We start from the raw sequence: 23,481 nt of genomic DNA on the forward strand, positions 1-23,481 counted from the left end.
TCAGAGCACCTTCGAGATGAACGCGCGAGTGCGTTCGTGGACAGGGTTGTCGAGCACGTCGCGCGGTGGACCCGATTCGACGATCCGGCCGCCGTCGATGAAGACCACCGTGTCGGCGATCTCCCGGGCGAAGCCGATCTCGTGGGTGACGACGACCATCGTGGCGCCGTCCCGCGCGAGTTCCTTGATCACGTCGAGGACCTCGCCGACGAGTTCCGGGTCGAGCGCGCTGGTCGGCTCGTCGAACAACAGCACCTTCGGTTTCAGCGCCAGCGCCCGGGCGATCGCGACCCGTTGCTGCTGGCCGCCGGACAGCTGCCGCGGATACGCGTCGGCCTTGTCGCCGACGCCGACCCGTTCCAGCAACTCCCGCGCGTACGCCTCGACCTCGCCGCGCTTGCGCCGCTGCGCCGACACCGGCGCCTCGACGACGTTCTCCAGCACGGTCAGATGCGCGAACAGGTTGAACGTCTGGAACACGAACCCGACCTGCGAGCGCTGCCGGAGGATCTCCCGCTCCCGCAGTTCGTGCAGCTTGTCGCCGCGCCGCCGGTAGCCGATCAGCTCGCCGTCGATCCGGATCAGCCCGCGGTCCACCTTCTCCAGATGGTTGATCGCGCGCAGCAGCGTCGACTTCCCGGACCCGGACGGCCCGAGGATCACGGTCACGTCGCCGGCCGGTACCTCGAGGTCGATCCCCTTCAGTACTTCGAGATCGCCGAAGCTCTTGTGTACTCCGCGCACGTCGATCATCGCGTCGTCCCTCGGGCGAACCGGCGTTCCACGTAGTACTGCACGATCGACAGCAGCGTCGTCAGGACGATGTACCAGACCGTGGCGACCATCAGCAGCGGTACGACCCGGCTGTTCCGGCCGTAGATCACCTGCACCTGGTAGAAGAGCTCCGGGATCGCCATCACCGACACGATCGACGTGCCCTTGAACAGGCTGATCACCTCGTTCGCGCCGTTCGGCAGGATCGAGCGCATCGCCTGCGGCAACACGATCCGGAAGAACTGCCGCAGTTTCGGGATCCCGAGCGCGGCCGCCGCCTCGGTCTGCCCGGCGTCCACGGAGATGATTCCGCCCCGGATGATCTCCGCGGCGTACGCGGCCTGGTGCAACGCCAGCCCGAGGACGGCGGCGCCGAGCGGACCGAACAGGTTGTTCGTACTGAAGTGCACGAACTCCGGGCCGAACGGGATGCCGAGGCTGAGTTCCTTGTACAGATAGGCGATGTTGAACCAGAACAGCAGCTGCACGATCAACGGGATCGAGCGGAACGCCCAGATGTAGCCCCAGGCAACTACTTGCAGGAACGGGCTGCTGGACAGGCGCATCGAGGCCAGTACGGCGCCGAGTACGAACCCGAGAACCGTTCCGTAGACCGTCAACTGCACGGTCACCCAGAGCGCGGAGAAGATCGTCCGGGTGGCGAAGAACTGGAAGAACGTCGGCCAGTCCCAGCCCGGATTGGTCGCGAGTCCGTGGCCGAACATCGCGAGCAGGACGAGTACGGCGGCGACACCGACCCAGCGCCACGGGTGCCGGCGGGCGACGACCGGCAGCTCGGACTCGGGCAGTACCGCGGTGACAGGTGGTCCGGTCGTACCGGACGCAGGCGTGACTGAAGTAGTGGACACGATGACTCCCTGGCGGTGGGCACGCTTCGCGGGCCCTTCGGCGGCGAAGGGCAGAAATGAGGATGACGGCGCGGATCAGCGCAGACAGAGGGCGCTGGAGACCCGGAGCAGGTCGATGTGGAGGCGGTAGTACGGCGGCTTGCGCGTCATGCCCGTCCCCTCTCGTCGCTCGTGTCAGTTCAGTATGGGACGAGCTCGAAAGAATAGTAAGTGGGTCGACAAAGCTCTCAATATATGGACGGCTTATACCGGCCCGGAGGGCCTGCTCGGCGCCAAAGTTCGAGTGATCCGCGTCACGCCAGAGCCGCCTTTGTTGCCGGCCGGCGGCACGCCTGAGCATCCACCGGGCGACAGGACGCCCTCACTGAGCGTGGTCGATTTCGTTCAACTTTTCGCAACCTGTGTTTGAGGAGTTCGTGACCTCGTCGTTATGGTCGTTGAGCCGCCGGACCCCTCACCGGTGGAATCCCCTCCCCTGGAAGGCTTCTCGTGCCCAAGCACCAAGACGCGCCGAACGCAGATCGGCAGGCGTCCAGTCGTCCGGCTGCCTCGCGCCGGGTGGCCAAGCACCGTTTCTCCCGTCGCGGCTTCACCCGCCGTAATCAGCTCATCGGCCTGACCGCCGCCCTCGCGGCCGCGGCCGGCACCACCACCGTCGGCCTCAGCTCGGCCGCCTCCGGCCCGGGCACCTCGAACACCGGGACCGGCCTGAGCCCGGCCCTGGCCGACGCGCTGGTCGCCGCCCGCGTCGACCGGCGCGACCTCGGCTCCCGGGACGCGTCCCGGATCGACCTGTCGCTCGACGACGCGCAGAAGGCGGCCGCCTCGAGCGCCGCACGGCAGCGCGCCGAGAAGCTCGCCGCGAACGCGACGCTGACGCAGCGCCGGGCGCTCGCCCTGGCCGCAGCCAAGGCCACCGCCGCGAAGAAGGCCGCCGACAGCGCCAAGGCTCTCCCCGCTGCGAAGGCCGCGGCAGCTGCCGTCGCCGAGCGCGCCGCGATCGCGAAGGCCGCCGCGCCGAAGATCGTGCTGCCGACCACCGGTTACCACCTGACCGCGCGGTTCAACCAGGCCGGCGGCCGCTGGGCACACAACCACACCGGCCTCGACTTCGCGGCCCCGATCGGTACGCCGGTCCGCTCGGTGATGGCCGGCGAGGTCATCCAGGCCGACTGGGAAGGCGCGTACGGCCGCCAGGTGAAGGTCCGGCACGCCGACGGCACGGTCACGTCGTACAGCCACATGTCCGAGTTCGACGTCTCGGTCGGCGACTCGGTCCAGGCCGGCACCATGGTCGGCCGGATCGGCATCACCGGCAACACCACCGGCCCCCACGTCCACTTCGAGGTCCTCCCCAACGGCGGCGCCCCCATCGACCCCGAACCCTGGCTCCGCGACCACGGCCTGAACCCGTAAGGGCTAACGTTCCCCCGTCACTTCGAAGAGGGGGAACTCTTGAAGCTCAGAACCATCGCACCGGCCGTCACTCTCGTGGCGGCCGGTCTGATCGCCACCCAACCCGCCCAAGCCGCGCCCCAACAAACGACCGCGACCTGCTCGCTCGTCGTTCCGTCACGGCTGTCCATCGGCGCGACGAACAACAACTTCGTCGCCAAGCTCGGATCGAACTGCCCCGCGACGATCAACACCGCCGTGTGGAAGAGCACACCCGCGGCGACCACGTACCCCGAGGGACGGCTCCAGTTCCTGAACCACGCCCGCGAGGTCAGCTTCACCGTGCTCGGAGAGGTGCCGCCGATCGGCACGGTTGCCTGGAAGCCGGCCGGGGGCGCGACGGATTTCAACGGCGTCAAGGTTGCGGACCTTGCGTCGGCAACGTCGGTCTCTAGGTGCGCCTCCGTGGCCGCGCTGACCGGTGGGCGCAAGGGAAGCCGGACGGCGCTGCTCACCACCGTTTCGTACTGGCGGCCGAACAGCAGTCGCTACGTACGGTGGGCGAACAAGCAGGTGCTGATCCAGTACCAGGACATCGGTTCGACGACCTGGAAGGGACTGGCGTACGTGACCACCGACAGCGTCGGACAGGTGACGTACAACTACTCCCCGAACCGGACCCGGCGCTACCGCGTCTATGTGGCTGGTACGAGCAGCATCTGGAACGTCTTCTCGCCGGTGATCAGTCGTTAGAGGGTTTTGGCCATGTCGAGGGCGTCTATTGGGGTGCCCTCGATGAGGAATTCGGCGGGGTGGATTCCTTCTATGACGTAGCCGTGGCGTTCGTAGAGGCGGCGGGCTTTTTCGTTCACGTGGTGGACGTGGAGGCTGATCTTGCGGGCGCCGCGGCGGCGGGCCTCTTCGGTGGTCGCCTCCATCAGCGCGTTGGCGACGCCCAGGCGGCGGGCGTCCGGTGCGACGGCGATGCCGTTGATCGCGAGTACGCCGGCGCCCTCCGGGAACGGGTACTTGTCCTGCAGCCGGAGGTACCCGACCACCTTCCCGTCGTACTCCGCGACGAGGTGCGCCTCCGGTCCGGTGCGGGTGAAGAACGTGTCCGCCAGGGTCTCGCCGTACGACGGGAACCCGGACGTCGCGTCCCACGCCACCCGTTCGATCGCGAGCAGCGCCGCGTCGTCCTCCTCGACACCCTGTCGCACTGTCACCCGGTCCGCACGGCGCTCGTCACTCACCGGACCATCCTCACCCCGCAACCGGGCCAACTGCCTGCCGGGTCAGCTGTATCGAAAACGTATCGGAAACGGCAGACGGTCCGGCAACATCGGTTTCGATGGACTGGTCGGCATGCTGACCAGTCGAATCCGTCATCGCGAACGCCGGCTGAGCATCCTTCCAGGCTTCGCGATCGTTGCCGCCGTCGTCGGTCTCACAATGGCCGCCTGTTCGGCGGTCTCGGCCCAGAACGAGCCGCCGGCCACGAGTACGTCGACCGCCAAGAGCGACCGGCCCTCCAAGGGCGGCTCGAGCACCGGCGCGGCACCGACCCACAAGGGTCCGCCGAACGCGGAGGACGGCGTACTGCCTGACCACACGTCCGCGTTCGACACCGACCTGCCCGGGATCGCGAAGCTCGATCCGGCGCTGCGCAAGGCGGTCCAGGAGGCCGAGACCGCGATGCAGGCGGACGGTATCCGGATGCAGGTCACCACCGGCTGGCGGAGCAGGAAGTACCAGGAAGAGCTGCTGCAGAAGGCGATCGTCAAGTACGGCAGCAGGAAGAAGGCACTCGAGTACGTCGCCGATCCGAGCAAGTCGCACCACATCACCGGCCACGCGGTCGACATCGGCCCCACCGCCGCCGACGACTGGCTGCAGCGCAAGGGCAACCGCTACGGCCTGTGCCGGACCTACACCAACGAGATCTGGCACTTCGAACTCGCCACCACCCCGGGCGGCACCTGCCCGCCGATGACCGACCCGACGCGTTAGCGCGGTTCTTCGGGCGGGTCCGGCAACTGGGCCAGCGGGCGGTGGGACCACGCGACATCGTGCCAGTTGTCGTGTTTCCAGCCGATGTTGCGGTAGATGCCGATCGGTTCGAAGCCGAGTGACTTGTGCAGGGCTTCGCTCGCCGGGTTCGGCAGCGTTACACCCGCGATGGCGGTGCGGTAGCCGCGGGCGATCAGCCGCTCGAACAGAGCGTCGTACAGCTTGCGGCCGGCGCCGGTGCGGTGATGGGTCGGGCTGACGTAGACGCTGACCTCGCAGGACCAGCGGTACGCCGGACGCGGTTTCATCGGCCCGCCGTACGCGTACCCGACGACCCGGCCGTCGTCCTCGAGGACCAGCCAGGCGTGGGTGGCAACGGCCTTCACGATCCGCTCGGCCATCTCGGCGGTCGTCGGCGGCTCGAGTTCGAAGCTGATCGCCGTACCGGTGACATAGGGCGCGTAGATCGCCGCACAGGCCTCCGCGTCGGCGGCCGAGGCGTCTCTGATCTGAACCATGCCACGATAGTAGCCACAACTGCCGCTATAGTGGCAACGTGATTGACGATCTGTCTCGTTCCCTGGCCAGCACCGTGCAGCAGGCGCGGGTCGCGCAGGACCTGTCCGTGAACGCGCTCGCGGAACGGTCCGGGGTGTCCCGGGCGATGATCGGGAAGATCGAACGGGCCGAGGCGCAGCCCACCGCCGTACTGCTCGGGAAGCTTTCCGGCGCTCTCGGTATGACACTGTCCGAACTCGTCGCCCGCGCGGAGAACACCGGAGACCTGCTCCGCCGCGCGGCCGACCAGCCGGTCTGGACGGACCCGGTCACCGGGTACCACCGCCGCGCGGTGTCCCCGGTGACCGACAGCCCACTCGAGTTGGTGGAGGTGGAGTTGCCGCCCGGTGCGTCGGTGTCGTACCCGGCCGACGCGTACATCTTCAAGTACCAGCAACTCTGGATCCTCGACGGAAACCTCCGGTTCCACGAGGGATCGCAAGTGCACGAACTGCACGCCGGCGACTGTCTGCAACTCGGCCCACCGTCGGCGACGACCTTCCACAATCCCGGTACGGCGCCCTGCCGCTACCTGGTAGCGCTGGTCAAGGGCCGAGCCTGAAACCACTGCTCGAGCGCGGCTCGCAACTCGTCCCGCTCGGCCTCCCCGTCCTGCTCGGCGGCCCACGCGACGTACCCGTCCGGCCGGATCAACAACGCGATCGGCCGGGCGCCTTGCCCGTTCACGACCTCGACGTGGTCCGGAACATCTGTTCCCGCGAAGGCGCCGCCCGGGGTCAGGTCGACGAGCAACGGGCGGCCCGACCGCATCAGCTCGGCCAGCCGGGTCGAGTCGACCAGCAGATCCGGCGCCCAGCGACCGACCAGCGGATGCGTACCCGCGGCGTAGCGGATGTCGGCGCCGGAAATCAGTTCCGCGAGCCGCTGGACGTTTGCGGAATCCTCCAGAAACTCGCCGAACAACTGCCGCAGCGCAGTCACATCGTTGCCCGGTGCAATCAATGCGGTCTGCGCCTGGGTGTGCATCAGCACCCGTTCGGCGACCGGCCGGCGCTCGGCCTCGTACGTGTCGAGCAGCCCGCGCGGCGCCCAGCCCTGCACCTCGGCCGCCACCTTCCAGGCCAGGTTCACCACATCCTGCAGGCCGAGGTTCAGCCCCTGCCCACCGATCGCGGAGTGCACGTGGGCGGCATCGCCGACCAGCAGCACCCGTCCGGAACGGAAGCTCGAAGCCAGCCGACTGTTCCCACCGACCAGCCGGCGGAGCTGCCGAACCCCGTCACCCGTTGGCTCGACCAACGGAAGGTGGACGCCGAGCACCCGATCCGTACTGTCCTGCAGTTCCTGGAACGTCATCTCGCCGTCCGGCGGCGTGTCCCACTCGACGGTGCTGACGGCCGGCAGCCGGCCCGGGAACGGCGCCCAGACGAACATGCCACGCTCGGTGCGCTGGTGCAGGAACGGCGGCACCGCGCCGTACCCCGGGATGTGCAGCAGGCCGCCCCGGACGTACTCCGCCGGCACCTCCGCGCTTCCGGTGCGCGACACCGCCGTGTCGTTGGTGACACCCGGAAAGTCGATTCCGGCGAGTTTCCGGACCACGCTGTGCCCGCCGTCGGCACCGACCAGGTACCGGGCGCGCAGCTGGTACTCGCCGTCCGGACCGGCAAGTGTGACCGTCACACCGTCCTCGTCCTGGGTGCAGCCGAGCAGTTCGTGTCCGCGCCGAATCTCCGCGCCGAGTTCGAGCGCGCGTTCCTGTAGCACTTCCTCGATCCGCACCTGCGGCATCGGCAGCAGGTAGACCGGGTTCTCCTCGAGCAGCTCGAGCCGGAGCGGCATCGCGCCGAAGACGAAACCTGGTGCGGGCTGCGGCGTGCCTGTCGTACCGCTCAACCGCTCGTAGAGTCCGCGCCGGTCGAGCATCCGGACGACCTGGCCGACCAGGCCGTTCGCCTTCGGCACTGTGCTGCGTTCCGGCAGCTTCTCGATCACGATCGGCCGCACTCCGGCCAGCCGCAGTTCGCTCGCCAGCATCAATCCGTTCGGGCCGGCACCCGCAACGACGACATCGGTATCCATGACACCCCTCCACATTTGGGCATGACTGACCACCCCGGCGACCGCCAGGGTCAGGTTGTTCGAGTTGGTTATTCGGGGACGGGCAGGCCGGCCTCGATCTGGTCGAGCGCCGACGAGAGCAGTTCGGCGATCGATCGTGGCGGATCGGCCCGCAGCCATTCGGCGGTCACGACCGCCCGGGCCGCACCGATCACCTCGGCGACCAGCCGCGGATACAGCCCGGACGTCCCGGTCCGATCGGCGACGGCGGCGGCGAGCTCCGCGCTCGCCCGGGTGTAGGCGCGCACGATCGCGCCCTGTAGCGCGGGCTCGGTCATCATCAACCGGATCCCGGCCAGCCACTTGTCGTCCGGCGGCCGCCGTTCCCCGTGGCCTTCCTCGCCGAGGGCGTAGTGCTCCTCGATCGCGGCACGGATCGCCACCCACAACGGTTCGTCCGCTGGGCGCGCCCGCAGCGCTTCGGCGATCCGCAGGCTGCGATCGACCTCGCGCGCGGCGATCGCGTCCGCCTTGCTGTCGAAGTAGTTGCGGAACGTCCGCAGCGAGACCCCGGCCTCGGCGGCGATGTCCTCGATCCGCACGTTGCCGTACCCGCGCTCGACGGCGAGCCGGACCGCTGCCCAGCTCAACGCGATCCGCGTCTCCTGCTTCTTCCGCTCCCGCAGTCCTTCGGCCATGTCTCGAAGGTAGCAGAAATTGCCTAAAGAGCAAAGATGCCTTTTAGGCAATTTTCTGGAAGCTGGGCAGACCCCGCTGTCGCCCATGGTTGGGTAAGCACATGACGGTGTCGCCGCTGGTCTGGGTGCTGACGCTGCTGGCGATCGCCGGCCTGCTGCTGTTCGACTACTTCTTCCATGTCCGCTCGGCGCACGTACCGACACTGCGCGAGGCTGCCGTCTGGTCGGCGGTGTACGTCGGGATCGCGATCCTGTTCGGGCTCGGCACGTTGGTGCTCGGCGGGACCCAGATGGGCTCGGAGTACTTCGCCGGGTACATCACCGAGAAGGCCTTGTCGGTCGACAACCTGTTCGTGTTCTTGATCATCATGACCGGCTTCCGGGTGCCCAGGGAGAACCAGCAGAAGGTGCTGCTGGTCGGGATCGTGGTCAGCCTGATCGCCCGGGCCGCCTTCATCTTCGTCGGTTCCGCGTTGCTGCACACGTTTTCCTGGGTGTTCTACCTGTTCGGCATCGCGCTGCTGCTGACCGCCGGGAACATGCTCAAGCCGGAGACCGAGGAGTCCCACCAGGCGCAGAACCTGGTCGTCCGGCTGGCCCGCCGGGTGTTCCGGACCGCCGAGGAGTACGACGGCGACCGGCTGACGACGCGGGTCGACGGGCGCCGGATGCTGACGCCGATGCTGCTCGTGATGGTCGCGATCGGCGCCACCGACCTGATGTTCGCGCTGGACTCGATCCCGGCGATCTTCGGCCTGACGCAGAACGTGTATGTCGTGTTCACCGCGACCGCGTTCAGCCTGCTCGGTCTGCGGCAACTGTTCTTCCTGCTGGACGGGCTGCTCGACCGGCTGATCTACCTGTCGTTCGGGCTGGCCGCGATCCTGGTCTTCATCGGCGCCAAGCTGATCCTGCACGCGCTGCACGAGAACAACCTGCCGTTCGTGAACGACGGCGAACACGTCGAGGTCGGCGAGATCAGTACCGGCCTCTCGCTGGCCGTCATCCTGGTGGTGCTGCTGATCACGATCTTCGCGTCGCTGCTCAGCACCCGCGGGCGGACGCAGACCGCGATGGCCCACATCCGCCGGGACGCCACCGCGTACCTCGACCCGGAGTACACCGACGACCCGGCGGAACGGGAGCGGGTGTTCCAGCGACTGCTGCGGGCCCGCGACCACATCACCGCACTCGGCCCGAAGGCCAAGCAGCACGTACTGAACGAGGCCGATCTGATGGACCTGTGCCGCCAGGTCGGCGAGGCGCACTCCACCGCCCACGCCGACCACGTCATCCGCCCGAGCCTCTAGCCCGTCAACTGGGCGCCGCCGGACTGGCAGCCGCCTTACCCCCGCGGCAGCCAGACGCGCATGGCACCGATCTCCCGGTTCGCCCACGCGTAATACGGAACCGCCACCACCTCCACAGCCTCGCCCACAGAATCCGCCACCGCAGGCAAGAACGACCACCCAGGCTTGTGCCCTGTCCCGACACGTCCCTGGGCTCTCAGGACAGTCACCCCGTCCAGGAGATCCGTCGCCTCCGCGACAGGAGTCCCAGGTACGAGGTGCAGGTCATCGACGTTCGCGGCGTTGTCCTCCTGCTCGACCGCATACACGAGCGGCCCGCGTTCGAGCGCGACACACCCCCGTACGGCGTCGATCCGCGGATCCGCACCCACCACGCGCGGTGTCATCGGTAGGACCAGTTCGATCTCGGTCCCCTCCGCCCGCACGTATCCACCCGCGTCCACCGGACGTCCATTGAGAGTCGCACCCTCCGCCCACCCAGGAATGCGGAGATCGACAGTGGCCGGCGTTGCACTCGTGATGCGGACCGTGCCGTCCCACGGGTAGTTCGTCGCGACCGTGAGTTCGATGTCGCCGGACTTGATCACACCGGCTGCGTACTGGTGGAGCTGGATCGCGTCGTCCGTCGTGGTTGCCAGGTAGCTGTCGAGGCTGGCGAGCGTGCGCATGATGTTCGGCGGGCAGCACGCGCAGTCGAACCAGCCGCGCCGCCCGTGCGCCGGACTGCGCCCGTTGTCGGCATGCGCCGCTCCGCGCAACTGCAGCGGGTTGACGTAGAAGTATTCCGTTCCGGAAAGCGAAACCCCGGCCAGGAAACCGTTGTACAGCATGCGTTCGATCGCATCGCCGTACGCCGCCTCCCCCGTCGCGAGCAGCATCCGCCACGCCCACTGGATGCCACCGATCGCGGCACACGTCTCCGCGTACGCACGGTCCGCCGGCAGCTCGTACTCGTCACCGAACGCCTCGCCCTCCCAACGGGCACCCAGCCCGCCGGTGACGTACGTCTTGGTGGACCACATGTGGTCGAACTGCACCTTCAGCGCGTCGAGCAACTCGGCATCACCGGTCTCCAACGCGACATCGGCGGCACCCGCGGCCAGGTAGACCGCGCGGACCGAGTGGCCCTCGACGGTCGTTGCCTCGCGGACCGGAACCCGGTCGGAGAAGTACGTCGGCGAGTGCCCGTGCCGCTCGATGATCCCGTGCCCGCGGGCGTCGACGAACCACTTCGCGAGCTCCAGGTACGCCGCCGTCCCGGTCTCCCGGTACAACTCGACGAGCGCCATCTCGATCACCGGGTGGCCGTCGACGTCGACGGTCTTCCCGTCGCCGAAGGTCGCGTGCAGGTGGTCGGCGAGCTTAGTCGCGACGTCGAGCAGTGCCCGGTCGCCGGTGCAGCGGACCTGCGCGACCGCGGCCTGGATCAGGTGCCCGGCGCAGTAGTGCTCGTGGCTCCAGACGAGTTCTTGGTACCGGCCCTCGTCGCCGTAGCGGAGCTGGACGACCGAGTCGAGGTAGCCGTCCTCGCGCTGTGCGGCGGCGACCACCGCGGTCAGGTCGCGGATCCGCTTCAGCAGGTCGTCGTCTGGGTTGCGGCCGTACTCCCAGGCGGCGGCCTCGAGCCACTTGTAGACGTCCGAGTCGGCGAACACCGGGCCGATCGCCTCGCCTTCGCCGACACCGGCGGCGAGCCGGAGGTTCTGCAGGTTGCCGGCCTTCTCCAACTGGTCCTGGCCGCTGGGGATCGCGCCGGCGCCGTTCCGCGCCTGCCGCGGCGCCCAGAAACCGCCGGAGATGCGGACCTGGTCGAGTCCGAGGGGGTGCCGGCGGCCCTTCGTGGTGGCGGCGGGGCTGCGCGAGGTCATAGGGCGTATCTCCTGGGTTTAGGAAAATTCGGAACACGTTTTCCTGGATGAAGGTATGGACGAACGCGCGCCAGGTCAACCCTCATGACCACTCCCCGGAAACCCAGGAAATCAGTTGCCTCGATGGGCCCCCAGATGGTCACCCGTTGGCCCGCCGCTGGTTGCCGAACGCCGTCTAGATTGATCCAGGTGCTGCGCAAGTTCGTGATCGGCGTGGCGGTGATTGCCACGTTGGTGGCTGGGGTGGGCACCGCGCGTCTGGTCCTTCCGTGGACCGATCCCACCCGCGGCGTGCCGAAGCAACTGGCGTTCCTGCGTGCGGAGATCGAGGGCGGCGCGGATCGGAACGCACAGCAACAGTTTCCGGAGGGGTACTTCTTCCTGAACGTGCTGTACGGCCTGAGCTGGGTCCAGGTCGGCGTCGCGGACCCGGCGCGCGCCGCCGACGCGACCACCGAGGTGCGATGGGCGCTCGACCGGATCGCGTCGCCGGACGGGACCGCACCGTTCGACGCGGCGCTGCAGCCGGAGTACGGCATCTTCTACGCGGGCTGGACGAACTGGCTCCGCGGCGGGCTGGTCGCGCTCGGGCAGTCGGACGCCGCGGACCGGTCGCGGTTCACCAGCGATTCGGTCGCGATCGCCACCGCTTTCCGGACCGCGAAGTCACCGTTCCTGCCCGCGTATCCGGACCAGGCCTGGCCGGTCGACTCGGTGGTCGCGATCGCGTCGCTGCGACTGTACGACGCCGTGGTCGTGCCTCGCTTCGGGCAGGTCGCCCGGAACTGGGTGACCGCGGCCAAGTCCCGGCTCGACCCGGCGACCGGGCTGCTGCCGCACCAGGTGACGCCACAGGTGTCCGGTGCACGCGGCTCGTCGCAGGCGATGATCCAACGGTTTCTGGTCGACATCGATCCGACGTTCGCGCGGTCGCAGTACGAGATCTTCAAGGACAAGTTCGTCACCGGGCTGGGCGTTCGCGAGTACCCGAAGGGGACCGGCGGGAAGGGCGACGTGGATTCCGGGCCGCTGGTTCTCGGCATCAGTCTTTCCGCGACGGTGGTCGGGTTGGGCGCGGCGCGGGTACACCAGGATCCGTTGGCGGAGCGGCTGTCCCGGACGGGAGAACTCGTCGGGCTGCCGTTCAGTGGGCGGAAGACGAAGCGGTACCTGTTCGGCGCGGTGCCGATCGGGGACGCGTTCCTGGCCTGGTCGACGTCGGCCCGTCCCCTCGTCGCCACCGGCCAGCCGAAGCTGGACGGCTCATCGGGCTGGTCCGGCTGGTGGCGACTCCCCTGGCTCGTGGTGCTCTGGCTGCCGGCGCTACTGCTGTGGGGCGGTCTGCGCCTCAGACACCGCGGCCGACGGCGCAAACGAGCCCACTGACCCGACGTAAGGTAAGGCCGTGCAGCGGATCTCGTCGCGGAACGCCCGGTTCCAGGTTTGGCAGGCGTCCCTGACCAACCGGACCAAACGGCAGCGGTCCGGCGAGTTCCTGGTCCAGGGCGTACGGCCGATATCTGTTGCCGTGGACAACGGTTGGCCGGTCCGGACCGTCATCCACGACGCGTCCCGGCCGCTGTCGCGCTGGGCCTCGGAGCTGCTGCGGCAACTGCCGGACGTGGAGCGGGTCGCGATGGCTCCGGAGCTGCTGGCCGAGCTCGGCGAGAAGGACGACCCGGAACTGATCGCCGTCCTCGAACTGCCGCCCGACGACCTGGACCGGATCACCGTCGGCCCACAGTTCCTCGGCGTGGTGTTCGACCGGCCGACCGGCCCCGGGAACATCGGGTCGATCATCCGTTCCGCGGACGCGTTCGGCGCCGACGGGGTGATCGTGACCGGGCATGCCGCCGACGTGTACGACCCGAAGGCGGTGCGTGCGACGACGGGGTCGCTGTTCGCGGTCCCCGCCGTCCGGATGCCGTCGCATCGCGAGGTGCTCGAGTGGGTACGCCGGACGCCGGTGCTCGTGGTCGGCACCGATGAGCACGGGTCGAAAGACATCTACGACTTCGACTTCACCCAGCCCGTCCTGCTGCTGATCGGCAACGAGACGGCGGGGCTCAGTACGGCGTGGAAGGAAGCCGCCGACCAGCTCGTACGGATCCCGATCACCGGCTCGGCCAGCTCCCTGAACGCCGCGAACGCCGCAACCGCCGCCCTGTACGAGATCTCCCGGCAGCGCTCACGCCGTGCAGAGTAGTTCGCCGTGCAGGATCGAGATGAAGGCGTCCGGCGTCTCCGTCCAGGTCCGCCAGGCCTGGGAAATCGCCTCGAGTGTTTCCTCCGGTACGCCGGCCGCGCGGGCCTGGTCCGCGAGCGCTGACGAGCGGATCCGGTCCGCCCACATCCCGCCCCAGAAGGCGCGTTCCTCCGGATTCGCGAACGACCACGTCGACGTGGTGACGTCGGCCTGCTCGAAGCCCGCGGCCTGCGCCCACGACAGCAGGCGCCGGCCGGCGTCGGGCTCGCCCCGGTTGGCGCGCGCCATCCGCTGGTAGAGGTCCATCCACTCGGTCAGCTCCGGCAGCTCCGGGTACCAGACGAAGCCGTGGTAGTCGGAGTCGCGGACCGCCACGACGCCGCCGGGCTTGCAGACGCGGCGCATCTCCCGCAGCGCCTGCACCGGATCGGCCACGTGCTGCAGGACCTGGTGCGCGTGGACGACGTCGAAGGTGTCGTCGGGCAGGTCCAGCGCGTGGACGTCGCCGACGACGAACTCCACGTCGGCATCGGTGTTCTCGAAGGCTTTGCGGGTGATGTCCAGCGCGGCGGCGTTCGCCTCGAGCGCGGTGGTCCGGCCGGGCGCGACCAGCCGGGCGAGGTCGGCGGTGATGGTCCCGGGACCGGCGCCGACGTCGAGCAGCGACATCCCCGGCCGCAGCTGCGGCAGCAGGTATCCCGCCGAGTTCTCGGCCGTCCGCCAGCGGTGCGACCGCAGTACCGACTCGTGATGGCCGTGCGTGTACACGTTGTTCATCCCAGGCTCCTTTGCCCTCGCCAACGTTTTCCACGCTAGCGCAGAGTCTTGCTGAATGAGACATATCGTCTCGGTATATGAACGGACGGACATGACCGAATATGGCCAGACCCGGCCGGGGCCGGCAGGCGAACCTTGAGGTACTGCGAAACCGTCAAGGAGGAAAGTGATGCTGGCAAAGGTGTTTCCGATCAAGCTGAAGGACGGCAACCAGGCCGCCGCGGAGGCGATCGTGCAGGAGTTCGGGCCGAAGGGGCCGGGCGCCGAGGAGGGGACGCTGTCGTTCCGGGTGTACCGGGACCCGGCGACGCCGGACTACCTGTTGTTCGTCGAGCACTTCGCGGACCAGGCGGCGTACGACGCCCACACCGGGTCGGCGGCGTACCAGGAACTGATCGCGGGCCGGTTCGCCGACCTGATCGTCGAGTTCGTCGAGATCGACCACGAACTGCTGGTCAGCCTGTGAACGACCTGGCGCGGCGGCTGCGCGAACTCCACCAGCAGCCGCCGCTGGTGCTCCCGAACGCGTGGGACGCCGGCTCGGCGCGGGCGATCGAGGCCGGTGGCGCGCAGGCGATCGCGACCACGAGTGCCGGGGTCGCGTGGGCGCACGGGGTGGACGACGCCGGCGGGTTGGACCGGGCGGCGGCGGTCGCCACTGTGCGGGCGATCTGCGCTGCGGTGTCCGTGCCGGTGACGGTGGATGTCGAGGCCGGGTACGGCGATGTCGCGCGGACCGTGCGGGAGGTCGTCGAGGCGGGTGCCGCCGGGCTGAACCTCGAGGACAGTACGGCGCGGGTGCTCGACGATCCGGCGGTACACGCGGAGCGGATCCGGGTCGCTCGGGAAGCCGGCGGTGCCGAACTGGTGATCAACGCGCGGACCGACACGTACCTGTTCGGCGACAAGACCGGGACGATCGAGCGAGCGAAGGCGTACGCCGACGCGGGCGCGGACGTGCTGTTCGTACCGGGTGTCGTCGATCTGGCGACCATCGCCGAGCTGGTGAAGAACTCGCCGCTCCCCGTGAACGTGATGGTCGGGCCGGGCGCGCCAGCTGTCCGCGAACTCGCGGAGGTCGGCGTGGTCCGGATCAGTGTGGGGCCGGCGATCACCGGCGCCGCCTACGCCCTCGCAACCAGAGCCGCACAGGAGCTGCTCACGACCGGGACCTACGAGGCGTTGAGTAGTTGATACACGGTGGCGAGGGAACGCCAGGGACTGAGGTGCTCGGCGGCGGGGCGCTCGGCGGCGGTGGGGTCCGGCCGGCCTTCGCGGCCGGGCCACGCGTCGCGGGCACCCAGGCGTAGCGCGATCTCTTGGGCGGCCGCCGGGCTCGTAACGGTTTCGAGGGACCGGACGAGCTCGGCCGCATCTTCCCCCACCTCGAGCACGATGTTGCCGTTGGCAACTTCCGCGGCAAGCGGGCCGACCAGCTCGGCGGAGGTGAGCGCGTCGGGACCGGGGAAGAGGTGGGTGAGACCGTGCCCGAGGCCCGGGACCGCCGTCCCGTACACCTCGACCAGCTTGCGCAGGGCATCTGTGGCGTCCTCGGGTGGCAGCTGGTCCCGGACGACGGTTTGTACGGCGACCTCGAACGGCCCCCACGCACCGGGGATCCGGACGCCTGGCCGTGCCGCCACCAACGGGCCGAACCTCGGATCGACCGACAGCTGCGCCCGGGCGCGAATCGGCTCGCAGTCGAGGCCGACCAGCCGCGCCGCCCGGTCGACGACATGGATCACGCCCTCCCAGAACGGCAGATGCGCCCGCAGCAGCAGGTAGTCGTCCCCGCCCGGACCGATCTCCAGCAGCCCGGCCTCGCCGTCGAGCGAGATCGTCCGCCGGTACACCCCGTCATCGACGGCTTCGACCCCCGGGACCGCCCGCTCCGCGAGGAACGTACACATCGCGTCCCAGTCGTACGGCGGCGTGTACGGCAACCGCAGCACCAGACCGCCGTCGGCCACCAACCGATCGCTGCGCCGCCTGCGTTCGCGCAGTTCTCGCGGTGACGCACGGAAGATCTCCTGCATCGCCCGGTTGAACTGCCGCAGACTCCCGAACCCGGAGGCGAACGCGATCTCCGCGATCCCCAGATCGGAATCGTCCAGCAGCCTGCGCGCGAAATGCGCCCGCCGCGAGCGCGCGAACTGGTCCGGGGTCACGCCGAGGTGCTCGTGGAACATCCGGCGCAGATGCCGTGCCGACATCCCCAGCCGCGCACCGAGTGCCTCCTCGCCGGACTCGTCCAGCAATCCGGCGATGATCAACTGGACCGCCCGGCAGACCAGCTCGGGCGCTTCGTCAGCGACCGTCCCGGCTACCCGGTACGGACGGCAGCGAAGACAGGCGCGATACCCGGCGGCCTCGGCGGCCGCGGGCAGCTCGAACGTACTGACGTTCTCCGCGAGCGGCTTCGCGCCGCACCCGGGACGGCAGTAGATGCCGGTGGTCCGGACCGCCGAATAGGTCGTCACATCCAGCACGGTAACCGGGCCGACCGACAGTTTCATGACACGCGCTTTACACCGAGCACGCGCGGTCGCGGCTAAGGTACGGCGAGTGCAGTCGAAACCTATGCTGGTCGTGGTGAGTGGTCCGCCTGGGACGGGAAAGACGACGCTGGCGCACCGGATCGCGACCGCGATCGGCTGCCCGGCGATCTGCCGGGACGAGATCAAGGAGGGCATGGCGCACGCCACGCCCGACTTCGTCCCGGGGCCCGGCGATCCGCTGACGATGCGGACGTTGTCGACGTTCTTCGACGTGATCGGCCTGCTGGTCGGGCGCGGTACGACGGTGGTCGCGGAGGCGGCGTTCCAGGACCGGTTGTGGACACCGGGACTGAGCCCGCTGCTCGGTCGCGCCGACCTGCGGATCGTGCACTGTACGACCTCCGCCGAGGTCGCGCTCGAGCGGATCACAGCCCGTTCCGGCGCCGACCCGCGACGGGCGGCGCACGAGGACGCGCAGATCAGTCCCGAGGCACGCGTCCGTACCCACAACGCCTTCCAGCCGGTGGATCTGCCGGTTCCTTCGCTCGTGCTGGACACGACCACCGAGCCGTCGTTGGAGAAGGTCCTGGCATTCTTGTCCCGCTGACGATTGGAAGGGGACGGGCATGCTGGAGGGGTTGACCACGGCGCATCTGGCCGACGCGTGCGTACGGGCCGGGGTGCCGGTACGCACGGTGTCGTTGACGGCGGTCGTCGGCGAGCGGGTCGCGGGGCGGGTACTGCCGGCGCAACATGTGGGCAGTGTGGACGTTTTCCTGGAGGCGTTCGAGTCCGCGACCGAGGGCGACGTACTCGTGGTGGACAACGGTGGCCGGCGGGACGAGGCGTGCGTCGGAGACCTGGCGGCGTTGGAGGCCGCCGGCGCGGGCGTTGCCGGGATCGTGATCTGGGGGTTGCACCGCGACACCGCCGACATCGCCGCGATCGGGTTGCCGGTGTTCAGCCTCGGCGCGTTGCCGACCGGGCCGTTGCGGCTCGACCCGCAGCCGGCCGATGCGTTGTCGAGGGCAACTATCGGCGAGTGGACGGTGACCCGGGACGACGTCGTACTCGCGGACGCCGACGGGGCGATCTTCGTACCGGCCGATCGCGTGGACGAGCTGCAGGCGCTGGCGGAGTCGATCCGGGACACCGAGCACCAGCAGGCCGCACAGATCCGCAACGGCCGCTCGTTGCGCGACCAGGTGAGCTTCGCGCAGTACTTGGCAAACCGGGCGGCCGATCCGTCGTTGACGTTCCGCCAACACCTGCGCGCGATACGCGCAGCGATCGAGGAGTGAGCTCAGCTGATTGCGGCGCGGATCGCTGGGACGACCTCCTGGGACCAGCGGGTTAGTTGGGTTTCGTAGGGGGTGGTGCCTCGGGGGAAGAGGGTGAAGCCGGTGGCGTTGTGGTTCAGGATGGCATCGGTCAGTTCCTCGATCCACTGGGACGGGGAGCCGCCGAGCCAGCGGCCTTCAGGGTCGCGGGGCTGGCGGAGTGGGGTCTCGGTGATCTCGCCGGGGAAGTTGTAGATGGTGCCGACGTCGGAGGGTTTGCGGCCGACGGACAGCGCCGCCTCGTCGATGATCGGGCGCGACCAGCGGTAGCGGTCGCTGAGCCAGTCGGCGGCGTGGCCGGGGATCCAGCCGTCGGCGTTCCGGCCGGTGGCGGCGAGGGACTTCGGGCCGTTCGAGCCGGTCCAGATCAGCGGGGCGGGTACGGCGGCGGGGCGGAGGTTGCCGATCGGGTAGTGCTTGGACGGGACCGGCGTACCGCCGGCGGACATCGCATGCACCAGCTGCATGGCTTCCTCGAACGCCTCGACCGCTTCGGCCGGGCGGAGTTCCGGGACGCCCATCGTGGTGATCCGGTCCCAGGCGCCACCGGCTCCGAGACCCAGCACGAACCGCCCGCCGGACAGCGCCGACAACGAGGTCGCCGTACGGGCGAGGACGGGGGCGGGGCGCAGCGGCAGGTTCGTGACGTTGACGAACGCCGACAACCGCTCGGTACGTCCGAGCAGGAAGGCGATCGCGGCGTACCCGTCGAGCATGTCGGGCACGTACGGGTGGTCGGCGAGGCTGACGTGATCGAGGCCGTCGCGGTCCGCCTGCTGCGCGAGCCGCACGATCGTGGCCACGTCGCGGACCGAGTCCGGCGATCCGTATCCGAACCGGACGTTCATGTCGACTCCTTCAGATAGTTCGCTGTTCTAACTAGTTGTACCACGAACTATTAGTTCAGCGGACTATCATGGGCTCATGGTGACGACGACGGCTGCCCGGGACACCGACCTCGCGAGCGCGCTGGTGCAGGCGATGCACCGGTTGCAGGACATCCACGCCGAAACCAGCCGCCCGCTCGGCCTCACCCCGCAGCAGGCGCACCTGCTCTGCGTCCTGATCGCCGGACCGCAGGGCATGACCGACCTGAGCGGGATCTTGAGCATCGAACGCTCGAGCCTCACCAGCATGGTCGACCGCCTCGAACGCCGCTCCCTCGTCGCCCGCATCCCCAGCCCCGGCGACCGCCGCGCCTGCCGGATCGAGCTCACCCCCGACGGCCTCACCCTCGCCCACCAGGCTCACGACGCCGTGGTCGACCGCATCAACACCCTGACCGCCCACCTCCCGGCCACCACCCGCCGAGCCGTCACCACCGCCCTGCAATCCATCACCGACTGAGTCAGTTGATGTCGAACTCGTTGCCTTCGGGGTCTTTCATACCGACGGCGTAGTGGTCGAGGCCTTCCTCGAAGGGGCCGGTGATGGTTGCGCCGAGGGCGGCGAGTCTGGATGCTTCCGCGTCGACCCGGTGGATTCGGAGCTCCAGCGGGTCCGTCCAGGCGCCGCTGGCGTGGAGGTCGAGGTGCAGGCGGTTCTTGACGACCTTGGTTTCGGGGACGGCGTGGAACCAGATGTCCGGGCCGTGGCCGTCCGGGTCGCTGATCCGGTCCGCACCGGCGATCAGGTCCTCCTCCGGCACTCCCAACCGGCGGTAGAAGTCGTTCCAGGTGGCGAAGCCGCTCGGGGCGGGCGCGAGCTCGTAGCGCAGGGCGGCGGCCCAGAACCGGGCGAGCGGCTCCGGGTCGGCACAATCGATCACCAACTGGAACCGCGCGGCCATCTGCGTCTCCTTCGCGCCCGTCGACAGTCTCCATCAGTGTTGCTGCGGCCTCCGACAGTTCTCGGTCAGCCGCGGCGTGGGCGGGTCAGGGTGAACGACTCGAACTCGCGCAGGTCGCTGCCCAGCACGTCGTAGTACTTGACCTCGATCGTGGTGTGGCCGCCGGGCCGGCCTGGGTCGACGGTGAACGCCGCGAAGCCCCACGGGTGGGCGGCGTTGCGGCTGGCCGACCAAGGAGCCGGTTCCTTGACGTAGACCGGCGGACGTTTCCCGGTCACCGGATCCGGCGCGCCGACCGACGTGATCACCCGACAGGCCGGCGGGTCGAAGAGCACTCCGTTCGAGCCGACCGACGTACCGCCGCCACCGATCACCATATGGACCGTGCCCTTGGACGTGTCGACGAGATCGGTACGGGTCGCGGCCGGGATCGGCGTCAGCGTCGGGTTCGGCTGCTGCCCGCGGATCGGGTGCGACCGTTCGTAGTGGTGCTCGTGCCCGCAGACCACCAGGTCGACGCCGTACTCGTCGAACAGCGGCACCCACTCCTGCCGGATGCCGAGGTCCGCGCCGTTCGCCTGGTCGGCGCTGCTCACCACGACCTGGTGCATGCAGACCACGATCCAGTCGATGTCGCGGCTCGCCCGCGTCGCCTTGAGTTCCTTCTCCAGCCACGCCTTCTGGGCACCGTCGGAGTACCCGCGGACGTAACTGTTTCCACCGTCCTGGTAGCAGACGTCGTCGTTGGCCAGGCTGATCACCCGCACCGAGCCGACCGTGAACGCGTACCAGAGCCCGCGCGTCACATCGGTCTGCCCGACCTGTCGGGGCAGCGCGAAGTACGTCTGGTACGCCTCGTACCCGATCGGGCCGTTCCCGAGTTCGTTCTCGTGGTTGCCGGCCGACGGCATCCACGGGCGGTTCCGCGCGCTGCGGCTGTTGTTCTCCCAGAAGTCGTTCCACGTCCGGACCCGGTCGTCGGCCAGGTTCGCGTAGCAGAGGTCCCCATTGAACAGGTGGAACAGCGGACGCACCCGCTCCACGCCGGCGGTCACGTCACCGGCCGCGGGCGAACCGAGGTTGTCGTTCACGTACGGCGGGTTCGGAATCGTCACGCCCGCGGGCGGAACGTACCGCTTGCCGAGCGTCGGCGTGCCCTGGTCCCCGAAGCTCGTGAAGGTGAAGGCGGAACGACCTCTCGGCGCCGTTCGGAACGTTCCGAAAACGGTTTCCGCACCGTCGTGGACGGCGGCGTACACGTACTCACCGGCCGGCCGGAGCCGGCTGATCCGCGCGTGCTGGACGTACACGACCTGCCCCGACTTGGCGTCGGTGTAGCTCGTGGAAGCAGCCGACACGGTCCGCTCGAACTCCCCGTCCGGCGATCCGAGCAGTACGCGCGGCCGCCGTACCGGCAGGCGGGTGTGCCAGGAGACCACGACCTCCGTCGACGCGTCGGCGCCGAACTGCAGGTGCAGCCCGCCGACCCGCGGCGTGGTCACCGGGTCAGCAGCAACCTGGACCTCAGGTGCGGCCGATGCGGTACCCGTGGTGGCGAGCAGCGACCCGCCGGCGACGACCGTTGCAGACGCGAGAAACCCACGCCGTGAGAAGTGCGACTCGAACAGCTCTTCGTCATCGATCACACCTCCACGCTGGGCGCCGGAGGTGACGCCCAAGCCAACTCGCTACCGCCTGCCGCCGAACTCCCAGGGATGTACTTCGGCGTCGTCGGCCTCCAGCAGCGCCGCCGCGGCCGCGGCCGACGTTGCCTCCACCAGTCCGGCTCGGCCGACGTGACGCGAGCCGTCGTACAGATCGCCGTACAGGATCAGGTGTTCCGACGACAGCGGCCGCGCGGCGTCCTTCGTCAGCACGAGGAAACGCTCGTACGAGTCGACCGCCGCCGCGAACTCCCACATCGTCCGGCCCGACAGGTTCTCGAACCGGTACACCTCGACGGACGCGAACGCCCCGCCGAGGTAGTACGGATCGTCGTACACGAACCGCTGCATCGCCTCCGCCGACGGCAGGTCGACGATGTGCACACTGCCCGTGGGGCCGTCGCGATCCGGCGTGAGGGTCGGACCGCGGGCGATCAGCTCCGCGGCGTACCCGTCCATGAAGGCCCAGTGTTCCTCGGTCAACCGAGCCTTCACGTCTTCGCCGGCCCGGTCGCGGCCGTACACGAAATACTGCGTCACGAGGCCAGGTGCAGCCGCAGGATCGTGTCGTAGTCGACGACCTCGACGCCGGGAGCCGGTGTCACGATTTCCTGCGACGGGACGATCAGCAGCAGCCGCGGGTCGGTGACCTCGACGTCGTACTTCGACTTCACCTGCGAGCGGTTGTCCGCGGTCTTCAGGTAGTCGGCGTACGTCGCCAGCTCGGCAGCGCTTTCCTGCACCGGCAGGCGGAACACCCGGCGCCGCTTCTTACCGTTGGTGGTGTCAACGACCGGGAGCTCGAGCCGCCCGATGACGTGGCTGCCGTCGGCACGCTCGAGGATGAAGTCCGGGTGCAGGTCGCCGAGCGCCGGCTCGCGGACCAGCTTGGTCGCGCCGAACGCGGACAGCAGGATCTCCTCGTGCTTGTCCAGGAACTCCTCGACGGTCGAGTCCTGCAGACCGTGCGCGAGGTACGTGCTCTCGAACGGGTCGGCCTTCAGTACGGCCGGGTCGATCGGCAGGCTGAGCGTACCGATCGGGTCGAGGTGCGGGCGGGCGTTCGAGTACGACTGCAGGAAGTCGAGGTACTTGTCGGCCGGCTCGGAGCGGTGGATCGCGATCGCGAAGTTCACCCAGTGCGCCCGCAGCGAGTCGCCCGCGGTGTGCACGAGCAGGGTCCGGTCGAACGTCGAATAGTTGCCCGGCGCGAACTGCAACAGCTCCTCGCCCGGCCCGACGAACTCGTCGCCGATCAGGTTCGCGGCGGCCGGGAACCGCTCCGTCAGCGCCTGCCGCCCGGCGGTCGTCGCGATCGTCGCGTCCTTGAACAGGTTCTCGCCCGGCAGCGTCATCACCGCGGTGCCGTCGCCGACGCCGAAGTACTCCTCGACGCTGCCCAGCTTCTGCCGCCGGACCTCCAGCGTCCGGTACTCACGGCTCAACCCGACGAGCTCGAGGATGTTCCAGTCCGGCGTCTCGGTCAGCACCATCATCCGCGGGAACAGCATCGGCCCCGGCAGCTCCGTGCGGTGGCTGACCGGCAGATGCCCGGCAACCCCCTTCAGGTGCTCCCCCCAGAACTGACCGTTCACCTTCACGAACTCGGTGGGTTTCATCGTTCTCCTCGCTTGAACACGCCCGGACAGTCCGGCTCAGTTTCCAACTCCCGCCCGATCCGACCCTATTCCCCAGCGGCGGCA

At 68.9% G+C, this 23,481-nt stretch carries 27 protein-coding genes; 12 read left to right on the plus strand and 15 right to left on the minus strand.

Going from position 1 to position 23,481, the window contains the following annotated elements; translation table 11 throughout:
• From ACFYRU_RS06070 to ACFYRU_RS06080, 3 genes are all read right to left on the minus strand, one after another.
• On the minus strand, nucleotides 1–753 hold the full coding sequence (locus ACFYRU_RS06070) for an amino acid ABC transporter ATP-binding protein (RefSeq protein ID WP_387653486.1): 753 nt from the start codon (nucleotides 751–753) through the stop codon (nucleotides 1–3).
• Nucleotides 750–1,643 (minus strand): amino acid ABC transporter permease, encoded by an 894-nt coding sequence (locus ACFYRU_RS06075; protein ID WP_387653489.1) that lies wholly within the window; start codon nucleotides 1,641–1,643, stop codon nucleotides 750–752. Before ACFYRU_RS06075 ends, ACFYRU_RS06070 begins: the two co-directional genes overlap by 4 nt.
• A gap of 75 nt (nucleotides 1,644–1,718) precedes the next feature.
• Nucleotides 1,719–1,793, minus strand: a complete 75-nt coding sequence (locus tag ACFYRU_RS06080) for a putative leader peptide (RefSeq protein WP_355483003.1) — start codon at nucleotides 1,791–1,793, stop codon at nucleotides 1,719–1,721.
• A gap of 339 nt (nucleotides 1,794–2,132) precedes the next feature.
• On the opposite strand from ACFYRU_RS06080, the gene ACFYRU_RS06085 reads away from it, so the two are divergent.
• Together ACFYRU_RS06085 and ACFYRU_RS06090 are read left to right on the plus strand one after the other, a co-directional pair.
• The gene (locus ACFYRU_RS06085; protein WP_387653492.1) at nucleotides 2,133–3,059 is read left to right on the plus strand and encodes a M23 family metallopeptidase; all 927 of its coding nucleotides are present in this window, start codon (nucleotides 2,133–2,135) and stop codon (nucleotides 3,057–3,059) included.
• Nucleotides 3,060–3,098: 39 nt separating this feature from the next.
• Complete coding sequence (locus ACFYRU_RS06090; RefSeq protein ID WP_387653494.1) at nucleotides 3,099–3,791, plus strand: hypothetical protein; 693 nt, start codon at nucleotides 3,099–3,101, stop codon at nucleotides 3,789–3,791.
• Here ACFYRU_RS06090 and ACFYRU_RS06095 read toward each other — a convergent pair.
• Nucleotides 3,788–4,291, minus strand: coding sequence for a GNAT family N-acetyltransferase (locus ACFYRU_RS06095; RefSeq protein ID WP_387653497.1), 504 nt, complete (start codon nucleotides 4,289–4,291; stop codon nucleotides 3,788–3,790). The genes ACFYRU_RS06090 and ACFYRU_RS06095 overlap by 4 nt on opposite strands.
• Nucleotides 4,292–4,403: 112 nt before the next feature.
• On the opposite strand from ACFYRU_RS06095, the gene ACFYRU_RS06100 reads away from it, so the two are divergent.
• Nucleotides 4,404–5,048 (plus strand): M15 family metallopeptidase, encoded by a 645-nt coding sequence (locus ACFYRU_RS06100; RefSeq protein WP_387653500.1) that lies wholly within the window; start codon nucleotides 4,404–4,406, stop codon nucleotides 5,046–5,048.
• Here the strand turns inward: ACFYRU_RS06100 and ACFYRU_RS06105 are convergent.
• Complete coding sequence (locus tag ACFYRU_RS06105; protein ID WP_387653503.1) at nucleotides 5,045–5,566, minus strand: GNAT family N-acetyltransferase; 522 nt, start codon at nucleotides 5,564–5,566, stop codon at nucleotides 5,045–5,047. The genes ACFYRU_RS06100 and ACFYRU_RS06105 overlap by 4 nt on opposite strands.
• Before the next feature lie 38 nt (nucleotides 5,567–5,604).
• Between ACFYRU_RS06105 and ACFYRU_RS06110 the strand changes: the two genes are divergently transcribed.
• Nucleotides 5,605–6,168: a helix-turn-helix domain-containing protein gene (locus ACFYRU_RS06110; RefSeq protein WP_387653506.1), complete on the plus strand. Its 564-nt coding sequence runs from the start codon at nucleotides 5,605–5,607 to the stop codon at nucleotides 6,166–6,168.
• On the opposite strand, the gene ACFYRU_RS06115 is transcribed toward ACFYRU_RS06110, so the two are convergent.
• Together ACFYRU_RS06115 and ACFYRU_RS06120 are read right to left on the minus strand one after the other, a co-directional pair.
• Nucleotides 6,135–7,649, minus strand: coding sequence for an FAD-dependent monooxygenase (locus ACFYRU_RS06115; protein WP_387653509.1), 1,515 nt, complete (start codon nucleotides 7,647–7,649; stop codon nucleotides 6,135–6,137). The genes ACFYRU_RS06110 and ACFYRU_RS06115 overlap by 34 nt on opposite strands.
• A gap of 68 nt (nucleotides 7,650–7,717) precedes the next feature.
• Complete coding sequence (locus ACFYRU_RS06120) at nucleotides 7,718–8,326, minus strand: TetR/AcrR family transcriptional regulator (RefSeq protein WP_387653511.1); 609 nt, start codon at nucleotides 8,324–8,326, stop codon at nucleotides 7,718–7,720.
• A 101-nt stretch (nucleotides 8,327–8,427) separates the two neighbouring features.
• Between ACFYRU_RS06120 and ACFYRU_RS06125 the strand changes: the two genes are divergently transcribed.
• Entirely contained in the window at nucleotides 8,428–9,636 is a 1,209-nt protein-coding gene (locus ACFYRU_RS06125; RefSeq protein WP_387653514.1) for a TerC family protein, read from the plus strand.
• A gap of 35 nt (nucleotides 9,637–9,671) precedes the next feature.
• Here the strand turns inward: ACFYRU_RS06125 and ACFYRU_RS06130 are convergent, their stop codons facing one another.
• Nucleotides 9,672–11,504 (minus strand): glycoside hydrolase family 127 protein, encoded by a 1,833-nt coding sequence (locus ACFYRU_RS06130; RefSeq protein WP_387653517.1) that lies wholly within the window; start codon nucleotides 11,502–11,504, stop codon nucleotides 9,672–9,674.
• Nucleotides 11,505–11,693: 189 nt separating this feature from the next.
• Here ACFYRU_RS06130 and ACFYRU_RS06135 point away from each other — a divergent pair, with 189 nt between their 5' ends.
• Together ACFYRU_RS06135 and ACFYRU_RS06140 are read left to right on the plus strand one after the other, a co-directional pair.
• On the plus strand, nucleotides 11,694–12,890 hold the full coding sequence (locus ACFYRU_RS06135) for a hypothetical protein (RefSeq protein WP_387653518.1): 1,197 nt from the start codon (nucleotides 11,694–11,696) through the stop codon (nucleotides 12,888–12,890).
• Between the two features lie 19 nt (nucleotides 12,891–12,909).
• Nucleotides 12,910–13,710, plus strand: coding sequence for a TrmH family RNA methyltransferase (locus ACFYRU_RS06140; RefSeq protein ID WP_387653520.1), 801 nt, complete (start codon nucleotides 12,910–12,912; stop codon nucleotides 13,708–13,710).
• On the opposite strand, the gene ACFYRU_RS06145 is transcribed toward ACFYRU_RS06140, so the two are convergent.
• Nucleotides 13,693–14,487 carry a class I SAM-dependent methyltransferase gene (locus ACFYRU_RS06145; RefSeq protein WP_387653522.1) on the minus strand — a complete coding sequence of 265 codons (795 nt, stop codon included), beginning with the start codon at nucleotides 14,485–14,487 and terminating at the stop codon, nucleotides 13,693–13,695. The genes ACFYRU_RS06140 and ACFYRU_RS06145 overlap by 18 nt on opposite strands.
• Before the next feature lie 169 nt (nucleotides 14,488–14,656).
• On the opposite strand from ACFYRU_RS06145, the gene ACFYRU_RS06150 reads away from it, so the two are divergent.
• Together ACFYRU_RS06150 and ACFYRU_RS06155 are read left to right on the plus strand one after the other, a co-directional pair.
• Nucleotides 14,657–14,953, plus strand: coding sequence for a putative quinol monooxygenase (locus tag ACFYRU_RS06150; RefSeq protein ID WP_387653525.1), 297 nt, complete (start codon nucleotides 14,657–14,659; stop codon nucleotides 14,951–14,953).
• On the plus strand, nucleotides 14,950–15,681 hold the full coding sequence (locus tag ACFYRU_RS06155; RefSeq protein ID WP_387653527.1) for an isocitrate lyase/phosphoenolpyruvate mutase family protein: 732 nt from the start codon (nucleotides 14,950–14,952) through the stop codon (nucleotides 15,679–15,681). The genes ACFYRU_RS06150 and ACFYRU_RS06155 overlap by 4 nt, the downstream gene beginning before the upstream one ends.
• Here ACFYRU_RS06155 and ACFYRU_RS06160 read toward each other — a convergent pair.
• Complete coding sequence (locus ACFYRU_RS06160) at nucleotides 15,660–16,967, minus strand: AlkA N-terminal domain-containing protein (RefSeq protein WP_387653530.1); 1,308 nt, start codon at nucleotides 16,965–16,967, stop codon at nucleotides 15,660–15,662. The genes ACFYRU_RS06155 and ACFYRU_RS06160 overlap by 22 nt on opposite strands.
• A gap of 85 nt (nucleotides 16,968–17,052) precedes the next feature.
• On the opposite strand from ACFYRU_RS06160, the gene ACFYRU_RS06165 reads away from it, so the two are divergent.
• Nucleotides 17,053–17,592: an AAA family ATPase gene (locus ACFYRU_RS06165; RefSeq protein WP_387653533.1), complete on the plus strand. Its 540-nt coding sequence runs from the start codon at nucleotides 17,053–17,055 to the stop codon at nucleotides 17,590–17,592.
• Between the two features lie 19 nt (nucleotides 17,593–17,611).
• On the plus strand, nucleotides 17,612–18,286 hold the full coding sequence (locus ACFYRU_RS06170; protein ID WP_387653536.1) for an RraA family protein: 675 nt from the start codon (nucleotides 17,612–17,614) through the stop codon (nucleotides 18,284–18,286).
• Between the two features lie 2 nt (nucleotides 18,287–18,288).
• On the opposite strand, the gene ACFYRU_RS06175 is transcribed toward ACFYRU_RS06170, so the two are convergent.
• On the minus strand, nucleotides 18,289–19,173 hold the full coding sequence (locus ACFYRU_RS06175) for an LLM class flavin-dependent oxidoreductase (protein WP_387653538.1): 885 nt from the start codon (nucleotides 19,171–19,173) through the stop codon (nucleotides 18,289–18,291).
• A 76-nt stretch (nucleotides 19,174–19,249) separates the two neighbouring features.
• Between ACFYRU_RS06175 and ACFYRU_RS06180 the strand changes: the two genes are divergently transcribed.
• The gene (locus tag ACFYRU_RS06180) at nucleotides 19,250–19,672 is read left to right on the plus strand and encodes a MarR family winged helix-turn-helix transcriptional regulator (protein WP_387653541.1); all 423 of its coding nucleotides are present in this window, start codon (nucleotides 19,250–19,252) and stop codon (nucleotides 19,670–19,672) included.
• Between the two features lies 1 nt (nucleotide 19,673).
• Here ACFYRU_RS06180 and ACFYRU_RS06185 read toward each other — a convergent pair whose 3' ends face one another.
• From ACFYRU_RS06185 to ACFYRU_RS06200, 4 genes are all read right to left on the minus strand, one after another.
• Nucleotides 19,674–20,114, minus strand: coding sequence for a VOC family protein (locus ACFYRU_RS06185; RefSeq protein ID WP_387653542.1), 441 nt, complete (start codon nucleotides 20,112–20,114; stop codon nucleotides 19,674–19,676).
• A 65-nt stretch (nucleotides 20,115–20,179) separates the two neighbouring features.
• Complete coding sequence (locus tag ACFYRU_RS06190; protein ID WP_387653545.1) at nucleotides 20,180–21,760, minus strand: fibronectin type III domain-containing protein; 1,581 nt, start codon at nucleotides 21,758–21,760, stop codon at nucleotides 20,180–20,182.
• Between the two features lie 42 nt (nucleotides 21,761–21,802).
• Complete coding sequence (locus ACFYRU_RS06195; protein ID WP_387653547.1) at nucleotides 21,803–22,318, minus strand: YciI family protein; 516 nt, start codon at nucleotides 22,316–22,318, stop codon at nucleotides 21,803–21,805.
• Nucleotides 22,315–23,397 (minus strand): hypothetical protein, encoded by a 1,083-nt coding sequence (locus ACFYRU_RS06200; RefSeq protein ID WP_387653549.1) that lies wholly within the window; start codon nucleotides 23,395–23,397, stop codon nucleotides 22,315–22,317. The genes ACFYRU_RS06195 and ACFYRU_RS06200 overlap by 4 nt, the downstream gene beginning before the upstream one ends.
• Nucleotides 23,398–23,481: the final 84 nt, after the last annotated feature.

Source organism: Kribbella sp. NPDC004536, assembly GCF_042873835.1.
Classification (GTDB): domain Bacteria; phylum Actinomycetota; class Actinomycetes; order Propionibacteriales; family Kribbellaceae; genus Kribbella.